The organism is Janthinobacterium sp. GW823-FHT01H08 (genome assembly GCF_058797855.1).
This window is the reverse complement of record NZ_CM179504.1, coordinates 3,982,738-4,003,640: the sequence shown is the minus strand read 5'-3', so window position 1 is coordinate 4,003,640 and position 20,903 is coordinate 3,982,738. Positions and strand designations below refer to the sequence as shown.

Genomic DNA, 20,903 nt, shown 5'->3' with positions numbered 1-20,903 from the left:
CCTTTGCAATTTTACCCAGCATGATCGCCTAAAATCAATCGGCTGTGCGGGCTCCGGAGGCAATATACCGAAATAAAGTCAGGGGCTACCACGCGTCGCTGGTGCCGGTGTCGCGGCTTTCATTTCCGTACGGATACTATCTATGTCGTTCAGCAATATTTTCTGTGGCGACGAGGGGGCCAGCCTCGCCCAAACGGCTTCGGCGCTGGCCCGGTCGGCGAAGCTGCCGTAGACGATGTCCAGGCGCGCGATGGCGTTTGCGGGCGCTGCGCCAGGCAGGCGAAACACGTGAAGATCGCGCAGGCCGATCGCTTGCTGCGCCTGCTGCAGGAAAGTTTCCGCCGCGGCCGTTTCGGTGGCGGGCAGGCTGGCGATTTGCAGCACCAGTTGCTGCGGCCTTTGCCGTGTCAGCCAGTCGCGCGATTCGGCCAGCTTGCTGTCGAGCAGCGTCGACGGCGCCGGCAGCGGTGCGCGTGGGACGGCAGCCGGGGCCGAGATAGCCGCCGTTTGGCCCGGCAACAGCCATTGCCACAACAGGGCCGCGGCCAGCAGCAGCATCAGCGCGCTCAAGACGCCCGCCAGCAGCTTGCCCGCATGCCAGGGCGGGCGGTGGAAGGGGCTGTCGGCAATGGCCAGGCGCACGTGGCGCGCGCTGATTTCCTGCGCATCGTCCGCAAACGCGGCCAGCAAGGCCTTGTCGGCCAGGATATTGACCCTGCGTACGATGCCCTGCGCCGCGCGCGCCAGCCGGCGCAGGGCGGCAGGCGTAAAAACGAGCGGCGCCATGCGGCCGGCGGCGGCCAGGCGGCACGCCAGATAATCGTTCAGCAAGGCTTGCGGCAGGCGCGGCACGGTGAAACTGTGGGTGATGCGTTCCTTCAATTGGCGGAACTGGGGCAAGTCCAGGGTGTGCTGCAATTCCGGCTGGCCAAACAGCACGATTTGCAGCAGCTTGTGGCTGGCCGTTTCCAGGTTCGTCAGCAGGCGCAGCGCTTCCAGGGTGGCGCCCGGCATGGCTTGCGCCTCTTCGGCCAGCAGCACCACCTGGCGCCCGGCCGCATGCCTGGCGATCAGCTCGCCGTGCAGGGCGAGCAGCGCGGCATCGGCGCGGCATCCGTCCAGTTCCAGTCCCAGTTCGGCAGCGATGGCGTGCAGCACTTCGTCCGGTTCCAGGCAGGGATTGAGCAGGTACAGCACGTCGACCTGGGGCGGCAGGCGTTCGGCCAGCATGCGGCACAGCATGGTCTTGCCGCTGCCCACTTCTCCCGTCAGCTTGATGATGCCTTCGCCTTGCGTGACGGCATACAGCAGCGCATCGAGCAGTTCGCCCCGCGTATTGCCGGGATAGAAAAAGGCCGGGTCCGGCGTGATGCCGAACGGCGCCGTGCGCAAGCCGAAATGGCGCAGATACATGCCGTGCGGCGAGGGCGCGTAGTGGCTGGAAACCTGCGTGTCGGTGTTCATGCCGCGATGCAATTGAGAAAAGCCTGCTCCAGGCTGGCGTCTTCCGTACCGCCATGGCGGGCGCGGCATTCGGCGGGCGTGCCCGTAAATACGATGCGGCCCGCATGCAGGATGGCCATGCGGTCGCACAATTCTTCCACATCGGCCAGCGCATGCGAGGTGAGCAGGGCGCCGCGGCCCTGCGCATGCGCTTGCCGCAGCACCTGCTTGAATTGCGCGCGCGCCTTCGGGTCGAGTCCGCTCATCGGTTCATCGAGCACCAGTTGCCGCTTGCCCGACAGCAGGCAGGCGACCAGCCCCAGTTTCTGCATCATGCCTTTCGAATAGGCGCGCGCGGGGCGCAGCAAGGCATCCGGCGCCAGGTCCAGCGCGTCCAGGGCTTGCTGCACGGCGTGCGCATCGGGCCGCACATCGTGCAGGCGCGACAGGTAGCGCAGGAAGTCGCCGCCCGTCAGGTAATAAGGCGCCTGGAAACGTTCCGGCAGAAACGATAGCGGCTGGCGCGCCGCGCCATGCCGGTGCGGCCGGCCGAAAATGGCGATCTCGCCCCGCTCCGGCGTGCAAAAGTCGAGCAGGCATTTGAGCAGGCTCGTCTTGCCCGCGCCATTCACGCCGACCAGGCCGAACAGTTCACCCGCGCGCACCTGCAGGTCGACGCCGCGCAGCACGGCGCTGCCCGCCAGCTGCAGATGTACGTTGTGGAACTCGATGGCGCAGGCGTTCATAGGGGCAATGGTCGGCAGGGAAGACGGTGAACGACCGCCATTATTGCCATGGGCGCAGGCGGGCGGCAAGTGTTTCCTTGCATCGTGTTGAAATGCGCAAAAATCAAATGATGGAATGTATTTTCTTTAAGAAACAACAGGTTCTGGAATAAAATGCCTGTGCGCGCCGCAGGCGTGTATCTTCTGTGAAATTTGTTTGTCGAGGAGTAAGCAATGGCAAGGCCAGAGAAAGTCCGGCTCGGTGAAATTTTGGTGCAGCAGAAGTTGCTGACGGAAGAACAGTTGGGCCAGGCCTTGACGGAACAGAAGCGTTCGGGACGCAAGCTGGGCCGCGTTTTTGTCGAGCACGGCTTCGTCACGGAAGAGCAGATTTCGGGCGCGCTGGCGCGCCAGCTCGACATTCCCTACATCAATCTGAAGTTTTTCAACATCAATCCCGAACTGGTGCGGCTGCTGCCGGAAACCCAGGCGCGCCGCTTCCGCGCGCTGGTGCTGGAAGACCGCCGCGAGGGCTTGCTGGTCGGCATGTCCGATCCCACCGACCTGTTCGCGTACGATGAAATTTCGCGCCTGGTCAAGCGCCAGATCGAACTGGCCGTGGTCAATGAAACGGAAGTGCTGGCCGCCATCGACCGCATCTACCGCCGCACGGAAGACATCTCGACCCTGACGCGCGAGCTGGAGCAGGACCTGGGCGACGTGTCCGTCGACTTCGGCGCGCTGGCCGCCAACCCGGGCCTGGAAGAGGCGCCCATCGTCAAGCTGCTGCAATCGGTGTTCGAGGATGCCACGCAGGTGCGCGCCTCCGACATCCACATCGAGCCGCAGGAAGGCCGGCTGCAGATCCGCTTCCGCATCGACGGCGTGCTGCACCTGCAGACGGAAGCGGACAGCAAGATCGCCAGTTCGCTGGCGCTGCGCCTGAAACTGATGTCGGACCTCGATATTTCCGAGAAGCGCTTGCCGCAGGACGGCCGTTTCGCCATCCGCGTGAAAAACCAGCGCATCGATGTGCGTATTTCCACCATGCCGACGCAGTACGGCGAATCGGTGGTGATGCGTCTGCTGAACCAGGGCGGCACGACCTTGCGCCTGGACGCGATCGGCATGCCGCCCAAGCTGGTGCAGCAGTTCCGCGCCATCGTCAGCCGCCCGAACGGCCTCGTGCTGGTGACGGGGCCGACCGGCAGCGGCAAGACGACGACCCTGTACTGCGCCTTGTCCGAACTCAATTCCGTGGAAAAAAAGCTCATCACGGTGGAAGACCCCGTCGAATACCGCTTGCCCGGCATTAACCAGGTGCAAGTGAACGACAAGATCGAACTGAACTTTGCCAGAGTGCTGCGTTCGGCCTTGCGGCAAGATCCCGACATCGTGCTCGTCGGCGAGATGCGCGACCAGGAAACGGCGCAAATCGGCTTGCGCGCCGCCATGACGGGTCACCTGGTGCTGTCGACCCTGCATACGAACGACGCCATCAGCACGCCGCTGCGCCTGATGGACATGGGCGTGCCCCGCTACATGGTGGGCAGCTCGCTGCAAGCCGTGCTGGCGCAGCGTCTGGTGCGCGTGATCTGCGAAAGCTGCAGCACGCCGTACCAGCCCACGCCGAACGAATACGAATGGCTGCGCCTGGAATTGGGCGAGCTGGTCGAGCGCAACCAGTATTTCCACGGCAAGGGCTGTTCGCATTGCAATGGCATGGGTTACCGGGGCCGCACGGGCGTGTACGAATTGCTGGAAATTACGCGCGCCGTGGCCGATGCCGCCAACCATGCCGATCCATCGCACTTCATGAAGGTGGCGACGGCGCAGATGGCCGGCGACACCTTGCGCCGCCACGCCGTGCAGCTGGTGGTGCAAGGCCGCACGACGGTGATGGAAGCGATGCGCATCAGCAACCAGAGCGAGGATTGACGTGGCGTTTTTTGCTTACAAGGCGCGCAATGCCAACGGCGAACTGCTGACGGGCGTGATGGAAGGGGCCGACAGCGGCGCCGTGGCCGATCAGTTGATGGCGGGCGGCAGTACGCCCGTCGACATCAGCGTCACCAAACAGACGGTGGCGGGCGCCGGCACCAGCAAATTGGGCTGGTGGGACAAGCTGACCGAGAAAAAAGTCACGCCCATGGACGTGCAGCTGTTCAGCCGCCAGCTGTACACCCTGCTCAAGGCGGGCGTGCCCATCATGCGGGGACTGGCCGGCCTGCAGGAATCCGCCATCAGCCCCGCGTTCGGGCGCATCATCAAGGACGTGCGCGAATCGCTCGATGCGGGGCGCGAGTTGTCGGCCGCCATGGCGCGCCATCCCGCCATCTTCACGCCGTTTTATCTGTCGATGGTGCGCGTGGGCGAAATGACGGGGCGCCTCGACGAAGTGTTCCTGCGCCTGTTCGATCACCTGGAATTCGACCGCGACATGCGCGCGCGCGTCAAGTCGGCCACGCGCTACCCGAGCTTCGTCGTCTTCGCCATGGTCGCCGCGATGATCGTGGTGAATATCTTCGTCATTCCCCAGTTCGAAAAAGTGTTCGCCAGCTTCCACGCGGAACTGCCCCTGATGACGCGCTTCCTGATCGGCACCTCGCGTTTCACGGTGACCTACTGGCCCATCCTGCTGATGCTGGGCGTGGGCGGCTTTTTCGGCTGGCGCGCCTGGCTGCGCACGAAAGAGGGCCTGTATAAATGGGACCGCGCCAAGCTGCGCCTGCCGATTGCCGGCAAGATCATCCTGAAGGGCACGATGGCCCGCTTCGCCCGCAGCTTCGCCCTGTCGAGCACCAGCGGCGTGCCCATCGTACAGGCGCTGACGGTGGTGGCGCAAACGGTGGACAACACCTACCTGAGCGCGCGCGTGGAGCAGATGCGCGACGGCGTGGAGCGGGGCGAAAGCATCCTGCGCACCTCGGTGGCGGCCGGCGTGTTTACGCCCGTGGTGCTGCAGATGATCGCTGTGGGCGAGGAGTCCGGTTCGCTCGACGACCTGATGGACGAGATCGCGGACATGTACGAGCGCGAAGTCGATTACGAGCTGAAAACCCTGTCGGCGCAGATCGAGCCGATCCTGATCGTCTTCCTCGGCGCCATGGTGCTGGTGCTGGCGCTGGGCATCTTCCTGCCGATCTGGGACCTGGGCCGCGCGGCCCTGCACTGATGGCGCTGCCTGCCCGCCAGCGCGGTTTCACGCTGTTCGAACTGGCCGTCGTGGCAAGCGTGTTCGCCATCCTCGTGGGCGTGTTCCTGAACCGGGCCGGCTACTACCAGCAGCAGGCGCAGCAGCTGGCTATGGCGCAGACGCTGGGGGCCTTGCGCACCGGCTTGCGGGTGCAGGTGCTGCAGCTGTACCTGGCGGACGGGCGTGCGCGCATACCGGCGCTGGCGCGGCAAAACCCGTTCGACTGGCTGGCCGACAAGCCAGCCAACTACCTGGGCGAATTCGATGCCCCCGTGCTCGATGAATTACCCGGCGGGAATTGGTTGTACGACAGAAAAGAACAAAAAATCATCTATTTGTTTAGTAATGGCAATATTTTTCCCGGTTCAGAGCTTGATGCAGTGAAATTTAAGGTAATCTTGCCAGGTGCAGACGCCGATATTGACAAGCTCGTCCAGGAACCCGATATTGTGGTGTGGAAATAGCCTGACGCGCTGCAACGGCGTGCCGTGCAGCGCACGTTTCATGGCGTTGGTTTTGATGTTTTTATTTGATTTTGGAGAAGCTGGTATGAAGAAATCCTTACGTAGTATGAAAAGCGGCGCCCAGGCGGGTTTTACCCTGATTGAACTGGTCGTCGTCATCGTGATCCTGGGTATCCTGGCAGCGACGGCCATTCCTAAATTCGTCGACATGTCGACCGATGCGCGCATCGCCAAGATGCAGGCGGCAGCGGGCGCCTTGAAATCCGGTTCGGCCCTGTTCCACGCACAATGGCTGGTCAAGGGTTCGCCTGCCGACGCCGTTGCCGTCAACATGGAAGGCACGGACATCAAGGGCATCAGCGGCTACCCCGGCATCGCATCGCCTGGCATCGCCTCGGCGGCAGGCGGTCTGGTTGACTACGATACGACCACCGTTGCGGCGACGGGAACCGTGCTGACGGTGTTGCCTGATAACAAGCATACAAGTTGCAAGGTGACCTATACGACTGCCGTGGCTGCGTCAGGCACCACGCCAGTCCTGCCGGCGGTGGTTGACGCGACGGCCCTGACCTCGGCCAACTGCAGCTAATCCGGGCGTGCAGCTGCCATGCCGGCAAGCCGGCATGGCCACGCCATGTTTTCCGCCCGCCCAACGCCAGGCCATGCCGGTTGGGCTTTTTTACGGGTATTGCCATTGTCCCTGCCATCGACCACCTTGCCGCAACGTATGACGCTCTCGCGGCCCAGGCTGCGGCGCCGCGCGCGCGGCTTCACGCTGATCGAACTGGTCGCGGTGCTGGTGATCGCCGGCCTGCTGGCCACGTTTGCCGTTTCGCGGTTTTTCCAGCGCGATGCCTTTGATGCGCGCAGTACCAGCGATCAGGTGGCGAGTATCGTGCGCTATGGACAAAAGCTTGCGGTGGCGCAAAACCGTCCCGTGTTTGTGCGCATCGACGGCAAAAGCGTGGCGCTGTGCTTCGACGCCGCTTGCAGCGCTGCGCAGAAGGTGGTGCCGCCCGCCGGCACGAACAGCGGCAGCAAGGAAACACTGCTCGCTTGCAGCGACAGGAGCAACTGGCTGTGCGAAGGATGGCCTGCGGCCGTTACGCTGACGGGCGGCGCGGGGTTTTACTTTGACCCGCTGGGGCGCCCGTATTACGCGGCGTACGGCGATTTTTCCACTATCCTGGTGCTGACCGTGGTTGCGGGCGGGCAGCAATACCAGGTCAACGTCGCACCGGAGACCGGCTATGTGTACCGCTAGGCGCCGTGCCGCCAGGCGCGGCCAGGCCGGCGTGACCCTGATCGAACTGGTGCTCTTCATCGTCATCGTGGGCGTGGCGGTGACGGCCATCCTTGGCGTGATGAGCTTGACGACGCGCAATAGCGTCGACCCGCAGCTGCGCAAGCAGGCGCTGGCCATTGCGCAAGGCATGCTCGACGAAATCGAGGGCGCGCGCTTCACTTATTGCGCAGTGGATGACCCGGCAGCCGAGACGGCGACCGGCGAGGCCGGTTGCGCCACGAAGGAAGCGTTTGGCATACAGGGCGCCACCACGCAGCGGCCTTACGACAACGTCAATGATTACGTGGCCAGCGACGGCGGAACCTCGACATACACCACGGATGTGGCCGGCAACCCGTTCTCAGCGCTTGCCGGCCAGTATGCGGCGACGGTGAGCATCAATACCGTTGCGCTGAACGGCATCGCGGCGCCCAAGGTGCTGCATATCCAGGTCAGCGTCGCCTATGGCGACAAGCAGCAGGTCGTGCTCGACGGCTATCGCACGCGCTACGCGCCGAACAGCATCCCATGAATACCTCTTCTTTCCGGCGCCGCGCGCGCGGCTTTACCCTGGTGGAGATGATCATCGTGATCGTCATCACGGGCATCATCGGCGGCATGGTGGCCATGTTCATCCGCCTGCCCGTGCAAGGTTATATCGATGCCAATGCCCGCGCCGACCTGGCTGACCTGGCCGATACCGCCACGCGGCGCATCGCGCGCGACGTGCGCCTTGCCCTGCCGAACAGCGTGCGCGTCAGCGCGGACGGGAAATACCTGGAGTTGCTGTTGACGAAATCGGGCGGCCGCTACCTGTCCGAGGACGATGCACCGGGTCTCGGAGCCGTGCTGGCCTTCAATCCCGTCGCCGCCGGCGCGAACGCCAATCAATTTACCGTCGTCGGGAGCGCGCCGGAGATCGCGCCCGGCGACTTTATCGCCGTCTACAATATGGGCGACAACCTGCCGGATGCCTACGGCTGTGCCGTCAACGCCGGCATCTGCAATCTGGCGCAGGTCGATGCCGTCAGCGGCACGCTGGTGACCCTGAAGAGCAATCCCTTCCTCGCGCAGGCGCCGCTGAAGTTCCCCTCGCCATCGCACCGTTTTCAGGTGGTGACGACGCCTGTCAGCTATGTTTGCGATCCGCAGGCCGGTACCCTGATGCGTTATTCCGGCTATGTCATCCAGGCGACGCAGCCGCTCGATGCGGCGGCGGCGCCTTTGTTAACGGCCCCCGTCCGCGCACTGCTGGCGCAAAAAATCCTGAAAAACACGGTGACGCGGTCTGGTCAAACAGAGGCTCCCCCCGAAGGCTGTTTTACCTATGAGGTGTTGAAGAACGGGCCGCGCGGCCTGCTCAGCATCGTCCTGAGCCTCGGCGCGGAAAACAGCAATACCGGCACGCTGCGCCTGGTGCAGCAGGTACAGGTCAGTAACACACCATGAGCGCCATGAGAATATTTCCCTCCCGCCGCATGCGCGGCTTCAGCCTGGTGACGGCCATCTTCCTGCTGGTGGTGCTGGCGGGGCTGGGCGCCGTGATGGTGAACGTGTTTACCCTGCAGCAAGTTGAATCGGCGATGGACGTGCAGGGCGTGCGCGCCGAGCAGGCCGCGCGCGCCGGCATCGAGTGGGGCGTGTACAGCCAGCTGATCGATGGAAACTGCGCTCCTTCCGTGTCGTTTGCCTTGCCGGCAGGCACATCGCTGTCCTCCTTTTCTGTCAGCGTACAGTGCGTCAAGGCCACGGGTCCGGGCACACTGAGCAGCTGGACCATCACGGCCACGTCCTGCAACCAGCCGGCCGCGGCCGAGCCGTTATGTCCGCACGCGGGCAACAACCCCGATTACGTCCAGCGCCGCCTGCAGGCCGTGCTGTCGCAGTAAGGTCAACTGCTTGAAAAAAAGATCGCTAATTTATTGTTTTTACACAACAAAATTGGTTTCATGAATTAGAATTGGCTTGATGCATTATCTGCGCGACAAGTCGGGCAGGCACTTACACTGGATAGTTCGCATGGGTTTATTCGCAAGAGCAAGAAAATACGATGGCTGGCTGGCGACGGCGTTTGGCCGCGAAGGTGTCAGCGCCGTCGTTGTCGAGCGTCCCGCCGACGGCCTGCCGCGTGTGCTGTGCGCCAGTTACCAGGCGGCGGAACGGCCCGCGTCGGCCGAGGTGCTGGAAAAGCTGGGCAAGGAACTGCAGGCCGCGGCGCGCCACTGCAGTACCGTGCTGGCCGGCGGCGAGTACCAGCTGCTGTCGCTGGAGGCGCCGGCTGTGCCGCGCGAGGAATTGAAGACGGCCGTGGGCTGGCGCCTGAAGGACATGCTGGACTTTCCCCTGGCCGAGGCCACCATCGACGTGTTCGACATCCCCGGCGACCCGAACGGCACCCAGCGCGGCAGCAGCGTGTTTGCTGTCGCCGCGCGCAACAGCGCCGTGTCGCGGCGCCAGGGGCTGTATGGCGTATGCAAGATCGGCCTGTCCGTGATCGATATCCCGGAAATGGCGCAGCGCAATATCGCCACCCTGCTGGAAACGCCGGGGCGCGGCATCGCCGTGCTGTCCTTCGATGGCGACGGCGGCTTGCTGACCATGAGTTTCAATGGCGAGCTGTACCAGGCGCGCCGCATCGATGTGACCTTGCCGCAATTGCACTCTCCCGACGCCAGCCAGTATTACGATCGTGTCACCCTGGAGCTGCAGCGCTCGTTCGACCACTTCGACCGCCAGTTCCACTTCATTTCGCTCTCGCGCCTGATGCTGATGACGGGCGCCAGCGATGGCTTGCACGGCTATCTGGCCGATAATCTGTACATGCCGGTCGAACGGCTGGACCTGAATCAGGTGTTTGACTTTTCCCGGGTTGCCGCCTTGCGCGAGCCGGACATGCAGGCGCGCTACTTCCTGGCGCTGGGCGCGGCCTTGCGCGAGGGGGGCATGCTCCCGGGCAAGAGCGAAGGGAAGGGCGCATGAGCCAGCAGATCAATCTGTTCAACCCCCAGTTCGAACAGACGACCCACCAGATGTCGGCGCGCACCGCCGGCGCCTGCCTCGGTGCGCTGGCGCTGGGCTTGCTGCTGCTGTGCGTGCTGGGCCAGCGCTCGCTGACGGAACTGCAGCGCCAGGACGCGGATGTCCAGGCGGCGCTGGCAAAAGAAGAGGCGAGGCGCGACCAGGCCTTGCGTGATTTTCCGCCACGCAAGAAAGATCCGGCGCTGGCGCAGAAAGTCGCGGCAGCCGAGGCGCAGCGCCAGTTGCTGCTGGATGCGTCGGCCGTGCTGGCCAGTGGCGAACTGGGCAATACCCAGGGCTTTGCCGGCTATTTCCGCGCGCTGGCGCAGGCCAGGGTGGAAGGCGTATGGTTGACGAACATCAATATCGCCGGTGCCGGCAGTGAACTCGGCTTGCAGGGCCGCGCCTTGCGCGCGTCGCTGCTGCCCGCGTATATCACGCGTCTGGGTCAGCAGGATATGCTGGCAGGCAAGAGCTTCGCCAGCCTCGACATCGGCCAGCCGCCGGTGCCGGCGGTCACCGAAGGCAAGGCACCGGCGGCGCCGTATGTGACTTTCAGCTTGCAATCATCAAGTCAGCTTGCGGCGTCCGCCGCGGCAGCGGGAGGAAAACACTGATGCAGCCCTTGCTGAAAAAATGGGCCGCTGCCTTCGACGCCCTCAGCCGGCGCGAGCGGCTGATGCTGTTCGGCGCGGGCGTGGCCGCGCTCCTGTTCGTCTTCTATTTTTTGTTCTTTAATCCGCTGTTCGCGAAACGGGCGGCGCTGCATGCGAGCATTGCGCAAAAGCAAAACCAGAAGGCAGCGATCGCCAAGGAAATCGAACTGACCATGCTGGCGCACGCAGTGGACCCGGACCAGAATGCGCGCGCGCGTCTGGCGGCCCTGCTGGCGGAAGGGACGAGAATGAAAGAGCAGCTGCGCCAGAAGCAGCACGGCCTGGTGGCGCCCGAACGCATGGTCGCGCTGCTGGAACAGTTGCTGCGCCGGCATGCCGGCCTGCGTGTGGTCGCGCTGAAAACCTTGTCTGGAGGTGGCGTGGGCGCTTCCCCGGCAGCCGCAGCGTCCGGCGACGGCGCCGCCAAGGCAAGCGCCCCGGCGCCCCTGCTGCACCGGCATGGCGTGGAAGTGGTGCTGCAGGGCAGTTATGCCGACATGCTGCAGTACATGCAGGCGCTGCAGGCGATGCCGACGCGGGTCTTCTGGGGCCAGGCCCGCCTGGAGGCCGAAACCTACCCGCAAGCGACGCTGACCCTGACTTTATATACCCTCAGCATGGATGACACATGGATCGCACTGTGACCGCCGGCCGCGCGCCGCGCCGCTGGGCGCCGCTCCTGGCGCTGTGCCTGGCCTGCAGCGGCGTGCAGGCGCAGGCGCTGGACGACCCCACGCGCCCGCCCGCAGCCCTGTGGGCGCCCGCCAGCGCCGTTCCCGTCGCGCCCGCGCAGCCGCGCCTGCAATCGGTGCTCATCTCCACCCAGCCGGGCGGCCGCCGCCTCGCCGTCATCGATGGCCAGACAGTCAAGGTCGGCAGCAAGGTGGGCGACGCCGTGGTGACGGAGATCCGCGACACGGCCGTATTATTGCGGCGTGGCAAAACACTGGAAACCTTCAAGCTGTACCCGGGCAGCAAGATACCGCCTCAGACCGACAGCAAGACCGACCGCAAGCAGGAGTAGAAGAAGTGGCCAAGCAATTCAATCAACACAAGGCGAGCATGTTCAAGATCAGCACGATGGCGGCGCTTGTCAGCGTCAGCCTGGGCCTGGGCGGCTGCAATGTCGCGCCCGTCAAGCGCGACACCTATAATGCAATTACGGACGCCGTCAAGGGCGCGGCGGCCACCACCACGCCGGCAGCCCAGCCCGATGCCGTGGAAGCGGCGCTGCTGCCGCCCGTGGCGGCCCTGGCCCAGCAATTGCCGAAGGCCCGCGCCGCGCTCGACGAGCGCTTCAACGTGGCCTTCAACAATGTGCCGGCGCGCCAGTTCTTCACCTCCATCGTGGCCGGCACGCGCTACAACATGCTGGTCCATCCCGATATCGGCGGCACGATTTCGGCCAACCTGAAGGACGTGACCCTGTTCCAGGCGCTCGACGCCGTGCGCGAGCTGTACGGCTACGACTATAAGGTCGAAGGCACGCAGATCTACATCAAGCCCCTGACCATGCAGACGCGCTTGTTCCATGTCAATTACCTGACGGGCGCGCGCAGGGGCAGTTCCAACCTGCGCGTGTCGTCGACCTCGGTGGGCTCGGTCGGTTCGACCAATTCGGGCGGTTCGGGCAGCAATGGCAACCAGGGCAACAACCAGAATAGCGAGCAGAACCAGCAGACGAATGGCGGCCAGGGCGGCCGCACCCTGGACAGCAGCAACCTCACCACCTCGTCCACGGCAGACTTCTGGCCGGAATTGAAGGCGGCGCTGGAAGCCATCGTCGGCAGCACCGAGGGCGGCCGGCAAGTGGTGCTGAGTCCGCAGTCGGGCGTGATCGTCATCCGCGCCATGCCGGAAGAGCTGCGCAACGTCGACATGTACCTGAAGGCCACGCAGCTGTCCGTCGACCGCCAGGTGATCCTCGAAGCGAAAATCCTCGAAGTCGAGCTCAACGACAACACGCAGACGGGCATCAACTGGGCTTCGTTCGCCTCGATCAAGAGCGGCCACACGAACCGCATCTCGACGGGCTTCATCCAGCCGGGCGGCAGCCTGGCGCCGCTGCCGTTCAACGGCGGCCAGCCGCCCAACATGACGAATGGCAGCGGCCTGACGGCCAGCAGCGGCTTCGGCCTCAGCTCGGCGGCGACGGCGGCCGGCTCCATGTTCGGCCTGGCGTTCCAGACGGCCAACTTTGCCGCCATGATTTCCTTCCTGGAATCGCAAGGCTCCGTGCACGTGCTGTCGAGTCCGCGCATCGCCACCATGAACAACCAGAAGGCCGTGCTGAAGATAGGCACGGACGAGTTTTACGTGACGGGCGTGTCCACCACCACGAATACGACGGCCAGCGGCGCCACGACCAGCCCCAACGTGACCTTGCAGCCGTTCTTTTCCGGCGTCGTGCTGGACGTGACGCCGCAGATCGATGCGGATGGCAACATCATCCTGCACGTGCACCCGTCCGTCAGCCAGGTGTCGACCATCAGCAAGGAAATCGACCTGGGCAGCGCCGGTTCGCTGAAACTGCCGCTGGCCGCTTCCAGCACCTCCGAGATGGACAGCATGGTGCGCAGCCAGGATGGGCGGATCGTCGCCATCGGCGGCCTGATGCGCCAGGCCACGACCTCGGACCGCTCGCAGGTGCCGGGTGCGGGCGATATTCCCGTGCTGGGCGCGCTGTTCCGCAACACGGGACAGGTGATCCAGAAGCGCGAACTGGTGGTGCTGATCAAGCCCACCATCGTCGAAGGCGCCAACAGCTGGAACGAGGACTTGCTCGATTCGGGCAAACGCATCGAGGCGCTCGACCCGCGCCGGCCGTCGGAGCGGCGCTAAATGTACCAGGCCCATTTCGGCTTGCGCGAGGCGCCGTTCGGCCTCACGCCCGATACCAGTTTCTTTTTCAACGGCCCGCAGTCGCAAAAGGCGCTCAACACCTTGCTGGTGGCGGCGCGCAATGGCGAGGGCTTCATCAAGATCACTGGCGAAGTGGGCACTGGTAAAACCTTTTTGTGCCGCAAGTTCATGCAATCGCTGGGGCCGGATTTCGTCACGGCCTATATCCCGAATCCTAACCTGCCGCCCCGATCGCTGATCCTGGCGCTGGCGGACGACCTCGATGTATTGCTGGAGAAAGATGCGGATCAGCACCAGCTACTCAAATCCCTCAACTTGCGCCTGCTTAACCTGGCGGCGCAAGGCAAGCGCGTGCTGCTGTGCCTGGATGAAGCGCAGGCGATTCCCGTCGACAGCCTCGAAGCGCTGCGCCTGCTGACGAACCTGGAAACGGAAAAACGCAAGCTGCTGCAAATCGTGCTGTTCGGCCAGCCCGAACTCGACGTCAAGCTGGCCCTGCCGGAAATCCGCCAGTTGGCGCAGCGCATCACCTTTCACTACCACCTGGGGCCGTTGTCGCGCGACGACGTGGACTTCTATGTGGCGCACCGTCTGCGCGTGGCCGGTTTCGATGGTGCGCGTCTGTTCAGCCGGGGCGGCGTGCGCAAGCTGTACCAGGCTTCCGGCGGCATCCCGCGCCTGATCAACATCATGGCGCACAAGGCGCTGATGGTGGCGTATGGCGAAGGGCGGCAGCAGGTCGGCGGGCGCCACGTGGCGCTGGCCGCCAGCGATACCCTGGCCAGCAAGCCGCGCTTGTGGCGGAAGCCTTGGCCATGGCTGGCTGGCGCCGGCGTGCTGGCCGCCGCCTGCGCCGTGAGCTGGACTTTATTGAACCGATGACGAAGATGAGCCTGTAGATGAGCCTGATTAACAAGATGTTGCAAGACCTCGATGCGCGCGGCACTCCCGATGGACGCGGCGACGCGGCCGGCATCCGCTCCGTGCCCGAACGCGAGCGGGGCTTGCCGCGCGCGCTGATCTTCGGCGGTGCTGCCGGCCTGACGGCGGCGGCCATCGCCCTGGGCTGGGTCTACCTGAAGCGCCCGCCCGTGCCGCCCGTGCTGGTGAATGTGGCCAGCAACCCGCTTCCGGCGCCTGTTCCGGTACCCGTTCCAGTGCCCGTTCCTGTGCCTGTCGCCGTAGCGCCTGCGCCGGTGGTGTCCGCCCCGGCGGTTGAGCCCGAACCCGTGTCCCAGGCCGAGGAAGCTTCCCCGGCGCCCGCCAGGGCCCGGCCAGCCGAAATAAGGCGCATCACGGAAAAAGCCCCCAAGCCTGCCGCTGCGCCCGTTGTAAGGACGGCAGCGCCCGCCGCCAGCGAGCGCATCATTGACGGAAAACAAGTCACGCCGCAGCAGCGCGTGGAGAATGCATACCGGCGCGCGCTGGCCCAGTTGCAGGATGGCCGCGTCTCCGAAGCGTTGCCCGGTTTGCAGCAGACCCTGCAGCTGGATCCGCGCCACCAGGGCGCGCGCGAAACCCTGGTGCGCCTGCTGCTCGAAGCGCAGCGTCCGGACGAGGCTGCCCGCCAGTTGCAGCTGAGTCTGGCACTGGACCCGAAACAGCCGGCGCAAGCGATGATGCTGGCCCGTCTGCAGCTGGACAAGGCCAACGGCGGCGCGGCGGCCCTCGACACCCTGATGCGCAGCTTGCCGTACGCCGCCGACAGCGGCGAATACCACGCCTTCCTGGCCGGCGTGCTGCAGCGCGAGCAGCGCTACCGCGAAGCGTCCGAGCACTACCAGCTGGCTCTGCAGGCGGCGCCCGACAACGGCGTCTGGTGGATGGGTCTCGGCATCGCCTTGCAAGCGGACAACCACCCGACCCAGGCGCGCCAGGCGTTCGAGCGCGCCAAGGGCTTGCAAACCCTGTCGCCACAGCTGCAGGCCTTTGTCGAGCACAAGCTGGTGCAGCTGACGGCGGCCAAGTAAGTAGCGATTACATTTATGAAAGAAGCCAGCTTGAAACCTGTCAGCCTCCTCATCGTCCTGTGCTTTCTTGCCAACAGCGCCCATGCCGCCCCCGCCACCGCCCCCGGCAGTTACGTTTTGGAGAATACGGAAGTGCGCGACATCCATGCGCAAACCTTGAAGCGCGACTACCAGGTGTATGTGGCCTTGCCCGACTCCTATCGGCAGGGAAATAAACGCTATCCGGTGCTGTTCGTCGTCGATGCCAATTATTCATTTGCCATCGTGCGCAATATCGCGCAGCGCCTGAACAAGCATGCCGGGATGGAAGAAGTGGTGGTGATCGGCCTGTCGTACGCCAACGGCGACGGTGGGGTGTACAGTCGCCGCCGCGACTACACGCCCACCACGCCGCGCAAGCACGATTACCGCTCGGACATGCCGGGGCGGCAGCCGGCGTTCGGCGAAGCGAAGGCGTATGGCCAGTTCATCGCGGGCGAGGTGTTTCCCTTTATCGCCAGTAACTATCGCGTGAATATGCAGCGCAAGGTGTTTATCGGCCATTCCTACGGCAGTCTGCTGGGCCTGCAATTTTTGCTGACGGAACCGCGCACCTTCGAGCACTACATCCTTGGCAGTCCGTCGCTGTGGTACGACGCCGGCGTGATGTTCGACCGCGAGCAGGCGTATGCCGCCAGCCACAAGGACTTGCCAGCTTCCGTGTTCTTCGGCATCGGCGGCCTGGAAAAGCTAGCGGCAGGCAAGAAACGTTCGCGCTCCGAGGAAGACGCCGACATGGTGGCCGACGTGCGCGAATTCGACGGCAAGCTGAAATCGCGCAAGTTTCCGAATCTGAAAACGCGTTTGCGCGTGTTCGAGGACGAAGACCATGCGAGCGTGTTTCCTTTTGTGCTCACGCATGGATTGCGGGCGTATCTGACGTCCGCAAAATGAACGGTGCCGGGTGCCGCCCGCCAGACAGTGCCTGCGTCGCCGTGCACATTCCGACCGCCGCAAGCGGTCATCGATAAGGTCAGCTGACATGCGTACATTGAATGAATTACTCGATAGTGAAGACCCGGCGTTTCCCCTGATCAGGCAATGGGCCGACGAGGCCGACTTGCCGGTGGAATTGCTGCCGCCCGCGGCCGGTAGGGAGGATGTGCTGCTGAGCCTGCAGGTCACCACGCGTTCTCCCCTGGGGGCGATAGCCTATGAAACGGGGGGCATCCTGGTGGATGACGGCTGGCTGCGCATACTGGGGTCGGGACATGCCAGGCTGGGCAGGGATATCGCTGCCTGGAACAAAGGAAAGGCCGACGGTTTTCTGCTGGTCGCCGACGACGTGCTGGGCGGATTTTTTGCCATCAATGGCGGCGCACTCGGGGACGACCAGGGCAATATATATTACCTGGCTCCCGAGACGCTGGAGTGGGAAGCGCTGGAGATCGGCTTCACGACGTTTGTCCAATGGGCTTTTACCAGCCAGTTGCGGCAGTTTTACGGCCGCCAGCCTGGCGACGCGGAGGGCTTTGACGAATTGTCCGAATTGCCCTTGCCCGGCGAGCTATGCCTGAATTTTTATCCATTTCTGTGGACGCAAGAGGGTTCCCTCAAGACCAGTTCGCGGCGCGTCATTGCCGTGGAAGAGCAGTGGGCGCTCAACCTTGATCTGCAACAGAAGTTGCCCGACGCGCGCTGAGGCAGGGCTTGCGGGCATATCTGAAAGCATCGCCATGTGCATCCCGAGGCGGTGGAATGGCGTTTCAATCCCCCGATTCAGCAGTTTGTCGCAATGGCATGGGCGAGAAAATGGCAAGGCGATAGCATGTGGTGGGTTTCCTCATGATGGGCTGCCCGCAAGCGAGTGTTCGATGCTGACGGTAGCGCCGTCATCAACGGATGCTTCCCAATGACCTCGATCAGGATGACATACGCATGAAATTACCCCTTTCATATCTTCTTTCCACCTGCCTGCTGGGCGCCTTGGGCGCGATGGGTGGTGCGCAGGCGGCTCCCGCCGATGCGGAACTGCTGGCCCTGGTGCAGCGCCATGCGCAGGCCCAGAGCAGCTTCGATCAAGCCGCGTTGAAAGCCGTCACGGCCGAGAATTATGTGGAAATATCGCCGGTCGGCGAGGTGGACGGGCGTGAAAAAATGCTGTCCTTCTATGCGCCCGAGCAGAAGCGGCCGAGTCCGGAAGTCCAGGTCGATGAACCGGCGGTGCGCCTCTTTGGCGATACGGCGCTCATCTCGGCCCGGTTGTCCTACCGCGTCAATCAGGAAGGGGTTGCCCGCAACTTCGCCATGCGCGCAGGGTACGTCGCCCGGCTAGTCGACAAGCAATGGCTGCTCGTCAGCGCACAGTACACGGGCATCCGTCCGCCGAAAACCGCGAAATAACATTTGGTGGCGCTGGCCGCCGGCGTTGCCCGGCCAGACTACAGCCGCGCTTCATCGCCCCACACATGGCGCATGCTGAAGTGCACGCCCGCATCGTCTTCATGCAGCGACGAGACGATGGCGAACTGGCTGTCGCCCGTGTCGCGCGGCGTCATCTGCGCCAGCTGGGCGGCGGCCAGCGGCGCGCCCAGCGGGTCGCTGAGCGGATGCACGAGGGCGGCGCCCCGCTGCGTGACGACGCCCAGTTCGCCGCTGCGCAGGCGCACCAGAGTACCGGGCGGATACTTGCCCAGCAGATTGACGAACCGTTCCCCCAGCAGCGGATCGATGGGTACGCCCTGGTCGAGGAAGATGTGCTGCAGCGCCTGGTCGGGCACGATGGAGCGGCGGTAGTTGCGCGCCGAGACGCGCGCGCAATAGCGGTCGGCCAGGCCGATCAGCTTGGCGTTTTGCAGGATTTCGTCGGCCGTGCGCCCCTGCGGGTAACCGCTGCCGTCGTCGTTTTCATGGTGCAGCAGCACGCAACTGAGCCATTCCTCGTCGTCGACGCCGGCGCAGCGCAACAGTTCCGTGCTTTCCTGCGGATGCTGGCGCACGATACGCATTTCTTCGTCGTTCAGGGGGCCGCGCCGGTCCTGGAAACTGTCGTGGTGGCGCAGCATGCCCACGTTCATCGTCAGCGCGGCCGCGCCGATCAATAAGAGTTCATCGTGGGACTTGTGCATGCTGCGGCCCACCAGCATGGCCAGCAAGGCCGTTTCGATGCAGTGGCGCACGGCGTAGCTGCCGGCGATCTGGTTGAGCAGGATGCTGGCCAGGGCGATGTCGGCATCGTGTTCGAGTGCGCGCAGCAGTTCGCGGGCGATGTCGCGCACGTCGCGCTCGGCATTGCTTTCGCTGCGCAAGGCCAGCAGCAGGCGCTCCAGGCGCTGCGCCGCTTCATTGAGCAAGCGCAACACGGACGGCTGCTCCGGCGTGCCCACGTACAGGCCCAATTGCATGAGCCGTCCCAGCTGCGCACCGTCCGTGATGATCTGCCCCTTGCGCAGTTGCGGGCCGGCGCTGTGGTCAGCCAGAAACAGATCCCAGGGCAGGGGTTCGCCGGGAACCAGGTCGGCCGGGCCGATGCGACGCTGTACCATGCTGTCATCCTTTGCTCCGCCGTGGCGGAGAAATACTGTCGTTAAATGCTGCGCAGGCGCTCCATCGCCAGGCGCAAGGTCTCGTCCTGCTTGGCAAAGCAGAAGCGCACGATGCCCGACTCCTTGCCCTGCGCGTAAAACGCGGAGACGGGAATGGCGGCCACCTTGATTTCCGCCGTCAGCCATTCGGCGAACTGCGCTTCAGTCTCTTGCGAAATGGCATCGTAGCGCACGCACTGGAAATACGTGCCGTCGGCCGGCAGCAGGGTAAAGCGGCTGCCCGCCAGGCCGTCGCGGAACAAATCGCGCTTGCGCTGGTAAAACGCGGGCAAGTCCAGGTAGGGCTGCGGGTCGGCCATGTAGCCGGCAATGCCGTGCTGCATGGGCGTGTTGACGGTAAACACGTTGTACTGGTGCACCTTGCGAAATTCCACCGTCAGCGCCGCGGGCGCCGCCACGTAGCCGACTTTCCAGCCCGTCACGTGATACGTCTTGCCGAAGCTGGATACGATGAAGCTGCGCGCCGCCAGTTCAGGGTGGCGCGAGAGCGAGGCGTGCGGCACGCCGTCGTACACCATGTGCTCGTAGACTTCGTCCGATAAAATCAGGATTTGCGTGCCGCGCACGATGTCGGCCAGCGCGGCCACGTCGGCCGGGCGCAAAATCGTGCCCGTCGGGTTATGCGGCGTATTGATGATGATCAAGCGCGTCTTGGGGCTGACGGCGGCAGCGAGCTTGTCCCACGGCACGCTGTAACCCTGTTCACCCACTTGCATGGACACCAGCACGGGCACGCCGCCGGCCAGCGCGATGGCGGGCAGGTAGCTGTCGTAGGCCGGTTCGATGACGATGACTTCGTCGCCCGGATGCACGCAGCATAAAATCGCCGTGGTCAGTGCCTGCGTGGCGCCGGCCGTGACGGTGATTTCCGTGCCCGCATCGTAGGCGTGGCCGTACAGGCTGGCGATCTTCGCGGCAATCGCCTCGCGCAGGGGCGCGGCGCCCGTCATCATCGGATACTGGTTGTGGCCGGCGCGCATGGCGTCGCTGACCCGTTCGACCAGTGCCGGGTCGCAATCGAAGTCCGGAAAGCCCTGGCCCAGGTTGACGGCGCCATGCTGTGCCGCCAGGCTGGACATGCGGGTAAACACGGTGGTGCCCACCAGAGGCAAGCGGGTGGTCAGGGTGGGAGTCAGGTGGGGCAGGGACGGGCTGTTCATGAACGGTAGGGTCGCGGTGCGGAAAGTGGAATCGTTTCCCATTCTAGCGCAGCGCGCCCCGTCGCGTGCGGGGCTTTGGCGGCTCAGCCCGGCAATGCCCAGCCTTCCGGCACCATGATCTTGAACATGCCGGCCTTGGCCGTCTTGCGGGCCAGTTTCAGCAGCGCCTTGTCCTTGGTGAGGAGGATGTCGGCGTTGGCGTCGCGCGCCAGTTCGAGGAATTTCTGGTCATCCTTGTCCGTGCAGACGGGCAGGCGCACGCCGGACACGGGCGGCGCCACGACGCTGATGTGGGCGTCGAAGCGGGCGGCGGCGACGGCGCGGCTGGCTTCATCGAGCGGCAAATGCTTGTAATGCAGCACGACCAGATATTCCGCGCGGCAATCTTCGCGCGTGATGGCGTGCACGGCGCCGCTTTCCATGGCCGCCAGCAGGCCCGCCCAGCGCGGGTCGTTGAAGACGAACAGGTCGAGGCAAACGTTGGTGTCGAGGACGAGTTTTTGTGGAGCAGGTATCATGTCGGCAATTCTATTCTGTAGT

At 64.3% G+C, this 20,903-nt stretch carries 23 protein-coding genes; 18 read left to right on the top strand and 5 right to left on the bottom strand.

All coding sequences use genetic code 11. From position 1 onward, the window contains the following. Positions 1 to 78: 78 nt before the first annotated feature. Entirely contained in the window at positions 79 to 1,464 is a 1,386-nt protein-coding gene (locus AC3RCG_RS17900) for an ExeA family protein (RefSeq protein ID WP_492402786.1), read from the bottom strand. Continuing rightward, complete coding sequence (locus AC3RCG_RS17895; protein WP_070312061.1) at positions 1,461 to 2,189, bottom strand: ABC transporter ATP-binding protein; 729 nt, start codon at positions 2,187 to 2,189, stop codon at positions 1,461 to 1,463. Before AC3RCG_RS17895 ends, AC3RCG_RS17900 begins: the two co-directional genes overlap by 4 nt. A gap of 213 nt (positions 2,190 to 2,402) precedes the next feature. On the opposite strand from AC3RCG_RS17895, the gene AC3RCG_RS17890 reads away from it, so the two are divergent. The 18 genes from AC3RCG_RS17890 to AC3RCG_RS17805 all read left to right on the top strand — a co-directional run bounded on the left by AC3RCG_RS17890 (position 2,403) and on the right by AC3RCG_RS17805 (position 18,001). Then, positions 2,403 to 4,106, top strand: a complete 1,704-nt coding sequence (locus AC3RCG_RS17890; RefSeq protein ID WP_070291524.1) for a GspE/PulE family protein — start codon at positions 2,403 to 2,405, stop codon at positions 4,104 to 4,106. 1 nt (position 4,107) lies between these two features. Continuing rightward, a complete protein-coding gene (locus AC3RCG_RS17885; protein WP_492402789.1) occupies positions 4,108 to 5,343 on the top strand; it encodes a type II secretion system F family protein in 1,236 nt (411 codons plus the stop codon). Next, positions 5,343 to 5,828, top strand: a complete 486-nt coding sequence (locus tag AC3RCG_RS17880) for a type II secretion system protein (RefSeq protein WP_070291526.1) — start codon at positions 5,343 to 5,345, stop codon at positions 5,826 to 5,828. Before AC3RCG_RS17885 ends, AC3RCG_RS17880 begins: the two co-directional genes overlap by 1 nt. 85 nt (positions 5,829 to 5,913) lie before the next feature. After that, entirely contained in the window at positions 5,914 to 6,417 is a 504-nt protein-coding gene (locus tag AC3RCG_RS17875; RefSeq protein WP_492402790.1) for a type II secretion system protein, read from the top strand. A gap of 138 nt (positions 6,418 to 6,555) precedes the next feature. After that, on the top strand, positions 6,556 to 7,092 hold the full coding sequence (locus tag AC3RCG_RS17870) for a pilus assembly FimT family protein (protein ID WP_492402792.1): 537 nt from the start codon (positions 6,556 to 6,558) through the stop codon (positions 7,090 to 7,092). Further along, entirely contained in the window at positions 7,079 to 7,645 is a 567-nt protein-coding gene (locus AC3RCG_RS17865) for a type IV pilus modification PilV family protein (RefSeq protein WP_121669838.1), read from the top strand. The genes AC3RCG_RS17870 and AC3RCG_RS17865 overlap by 14 nt, the downstream gene beginning before the upstream one ends. Then, positions 7,642 to 8,562: a prepilin-type N-terminal cleavage/methylation domain-containing protein gene (locus tag AC3RCG_RS17860; protein WP_121669837.1), complete on the top strand. Its 921-nt coding sequence runs from the start codon at positions 7,642 to 7,644 to the stop codon at positions 8,560 to 8,562. The genes AC3RCG_RS17865 and AC3RCG_RS17860 overlap by 4 nt, the downstream gene beginning before the upstream one ends. A 5-nt stretch (positions 8,563 to 8,567) precedes the next feature. After that, positions 8,568 to 9,002: an agglutinin biogenesis protein MshP gene (locus tag AC3RCG_RS17855; RefSeq protein ID WP_227741989.1), complete on the top strand. Its 435-nt coding sequence runs from the start codon at positions 8,568 to 8,570 to the stop codon at positions 9,000 to 9,002. Positions 9,003 to 9,132: 130 nt separating this feature from the next. Continuing rightward, positions 9,133 to 10,092 (top strand): type IV pilus biogenesis protein PilM, encoded by a 960-nt coding sequence (locus AC3RCG_RS17850; protein ID WP_070312058.1) that lies wholly within the window; start codon positions 9,133 to 9,135, stop codon positions 10,090 to 10,092. Then, positions 10,089 to 10,748: a PilN domain-containing protein gene (locus AC3RCG_RS17845; protein WP_492402795.1), complete on the top strand. Its 660-nt coding sequence runs from the start codon at positions 10,089 to 10,091 to the stop codon at positions 10,746 to 10,748. Before AC3RCG_RS17850 ends, AC3RCG_RS17845 begins: the two co-directional genes overlap by 4 nt. Then, complete coding sequence (locus AC3RCG_RS17840) at positions 10,748 to 11,431, top strand: hypothetical protein (RefSeq protein ID WP_492402796.1); 684 nt, start codon at positions 10,748 to 10,750, stop codon at positions 11,429 to 11,431. Before AC3RCG_RS17845 ends, AC3RCG_RS17840 begins: the two co-directional genes overlap by 1 nt. Further along, positions 11,416 to 11,811 (top strand): MSHA biogenesis protein MshK, encoded by a 396-nt coding sequence (locus AC3RCG_RS17835; protein WP_492402798.1) that lies wholly within the window; start codon positions 11,416 to 11,418, stop codon positions 11,809 to 11,811. The genes AC3RCG_RS17840 and AC3RCG_RS17835 overlap by 16 nt, the downstream gene beginning before the upstream one ends. Before the next feature lie 38 nt (positions 11,812 to 11,849). Beyond that, positions 11,850 to 13,628, top strand: a complete 1,779-nt coding sequence (gene mshL, locus AC3RCG_RS17830) for a pilus (MSHA type) biogenesis protein MshL (RefSeq protein WP_099410233.1) — start codon at positions 11,850 to 11,852, stop codon at positions 13,626 to 13,628. Further along, the gene (locus AC3RCG_RS17825) at positions 13,629 to 14,531 is read left to right on the top strand and encodes an ExeA family protein (protein ID WP_492402800.1); all 903 of its coding nucleotides are present in this window, start codon (positions 13,629 to 13,631) and stop codon (positions 14,529 to 14,531) included. Positions 14,532 to 14,548: 17 nt separating this feature from the next. After that, on the top strand, positions 14,549 to 15,619 hold the full coding sequence (locus tag AC3RCG_RS17820; protein WP_492402802.1) for a tetratricopeptide repeat protein: 1,071 nt from the start codon (positions 14,549 to 14,551) through the stop codon (positions 15,617 to 15,619). A 30-nt stretch (positions 15,620 to 15,649) separates the two neighbouring features. After that, a complete protein-coding gene (locus AC3RCG_RS17815; protein ID WP_492402804.1) occupies positions 15,650 to 16,552 on the top strand; it encodes an alpha/beta hydrolase in 903 nt (300 codons plus the stop codon). Between the two features lie 88 nt (positions 16,553 to 16,640). After that, on the top strand, positions 16,641 to 17,300 hold the full coding sequence (locus tag AC3RCG_RS17810) for a DUF2625 family protein (protein WP_492402806.1): 660 nt from the start codon (positions 16,641 to 16,643) through the stop codon (positions 17,298 to 17,300). Positions 17,301 to 17,536: 236 nt separating this feature from the next. After that, positions 17,537 to 18,001, top strand: coding sequence for a nuclear transport factor 2 family protein (locus AC3RCG_RS17805; RefSeq protein ID WP_492402808.1), 465 nt, complete (start codon positions 17,537 to 17,539; stop codon positions 17,999 to 18,001). 38 nt (positions 18,002 to 18,039) lie between these two features. On the opposite strand, the gene AC3RCG_RS17800 is transcribed toward AC3RCG_RS17805, so the two are convergent. The 3 genes from AC3RCG_RS17800 to AC3RCG_RS17790 form a co-directional block, all read right to left on the bottom strand. After that, positions 18,040 to 19,143 (bottom strand): HD-GYP domain-containing protein, encoded by a 1,104-nt coding sequence (locus AC3RCG_RS17800; protein WP_070220233.1) that lies wholly within the window; start codon positions 19,141 to 19,143, stop codon positions 18,040 to 18,042. 41 nt (positions 19,144 to 19,184) lie between these two features. Further along, positions 19,185 to 20,363 (bottom strand): pyridoxal phosphate-dependent aminotransferase, encoded by a 1,179-nt coding sequence (locus tag AC3RCG_RS17795; protein ID WP_492402810.1) that lies wholly within the window; start codon positions 20,361 to 20,363, stop codon positions 19,185 to 19,187. Positions 20,364 to 20,446: 83 nt separating this feature from the next. Beyond that, a complete protein-coding gene (locus tag AC3RCG_RS17790) occupies positions 20,447 to 20,881 on the bottom strand; it encodes a putative toxin-antitoxin system toxin component, PIN family (protein ID WP_492402812.1) in 435 nt (144 codons plus the stop codon). Positions 20,882 to 20,903: the final 22 nt, after the last annotated feature.

What these genes read in the sequence shown, in the direction of transcription:
- AC3RCG_RS17900 (WP_492402786.1), bottom strand. Translation starts at nt 1,464, where the DNA reads ATGAACACCGACACGCAGGTTTCCAGCCACTACGCGCCCTCGCCGCAC.
- AC3RCG_RS17895 (WP_070312061.1), bottom strand. Translation starts at nt 2,189, where the DNA reads ATGAACGCCTGCGCCATCGAGTTCCACAACGTACATCTGCAGCTGGCG.
- AC3RCG_RS17890 (WP_070291524.1), top strand. Translation starts at nt 2,403, where the DNA reads ATGGCAAGGCCAGAGAAAGTCCGGCTCGGTGAAATTTTGGTGCAGCAG.
- AC3RCG_RS17880 (WP_070291526.1), top strand. Translation starts at nt 5,343, where the DNA reads ATGGCGCTGCCTGCCCGCCAGCGCGGTTTCACGCTGTTCGAACTGGCC.
- AC3RCG_RS17875 (WP_492402790.1), top strand. Translation starts at nt 5,914, where the DNA reads ATGAAGAAATCCTTACGTAGTATGAAAAGCGGCGCCCAGGCGGGTTTT.
- AC3RCG_RS17870 (WP_492402792.1), top strand. Translation starts at nt 6,556, where the DNA reads ATGACGCTCTCGCGGCCCAGGCTGCGGCGCCGCGCGCGCGGCTTCACG.
- AC3RCG_RS17865 (WP_121669838.1), top strand. Translation starts at nt 7,079, where the DNA reads ATGTGTACCGCTAGGCGCCGTGCCGCCAGGCGCGGCCAGGCCGGCGTG.
- AC3RCG_RS17860 (WP_121669837.1), top strand. Translation starts at nt 7,642, where the DNA reads ATGAATACCTCTTCTTTCCGGCGCCGCGCGCGCGGCTTTACCCTGGTG.
- AC3RCG_RS17855 (WP_227741989.1), top strand. Translation starts at nt 8,568, where the DNA reads ATGAGAATATTTCCCTCCCGCCGCATGCGCGGCTTCAGCCTGGTGACG.
- AC3RCG_RS17850 (WP_070312058.1), top strand. Translation starts at nt 9,133, where the DNA reads ATGGGTTTATTCGCAAGAGCAAGAAAATACGATGGCTGGCTGGCGACG.
- AC3RCG_RS17845 (WP_492402795.1), top strand. Translation starts at nt 10,089, where the DNA reads ATGAGCCAGCAGATCAATCTGTTCAACCCCCAGTTCGAACAGACGACC.
- AC3RCG_RS17840 (WP_492402796.1), top strand. Translation starts at nt 10,748, where the DNA reads ATGCAGCCCTTGCTGAAAAAATGGGCCGCTGCCTTCGACGCCCTCAGC.
- AC3RCG_RS17835 (WP_492402798.1), top strand. Translation starts at nt 11,416, where the DNA reads ATGGATCGCACTGTGACCGCCGGCCGCGCGCCGCGCCGCTGGGCGCCG.
- mshL (WP_099410233.1), top strand. Translation starts at nt 11,850, where the DNA reads ATGTTCAAGATCAGCACGATGGCGGCGCTTGTCAGCGTCAGCCTGGGC.
- AC3RCG_RS17825 (WP_492402800.1), top strand. Translation starts at nt 13,629, where the DNA reads ATGTACCAGGCCCATTTCGGCTTGCGCGAGGCGCCGTTCGGCCTCACG.
- AC3RCG_RS17820 (WP_492402802.1), top strand. Translation starts at nt 14,549, where the DNA reads ATGAGCCTGATTAACAAGATGTTGCAAGACCTCGATGCGCGCGGCACT.
- AC3RCG_RS17810 (WP_492402806.1), top strand. Translation starts at nt 16,641, where the DNA reads ATGCGTACATTGAATGAATTACTCGATAGTGAAGACCCGGCGTTTCCC.
- AC3RCG_RS17805 (WP_492402808.1), top strand. Translation starts at nt 17,537, where the DNA reads ATGAAATTACCCCTTTCATATCTTCTTTCCACCTGCCTGCTGGGCGCC.
- AC3RCG_RS17800 (WP_070220233.1), bottom strand. Translation starts at nt 19,143, where the DNA reads ATGGTACAGCGTCGCATCGGCCCGGCCGACCTGGTTCCCGGCGAACCC.
- AC3RCG_RS17795 (WP_492402810.1), bottom strand. Translation starts at nt 20,363, where the DNA reads ATGAACAGCCCGTCCCTGCCCCACCTGACTCCCACCCTGACCACCCGC.
- AC3RCG_RS17790 (WP_492402812.1), bottom strand. Translation starts at nt 20,881, where the DNA reads ATGATACCTGCTCCACAAAAACTCGTCCTCGACACCAACGTTTGCCTC.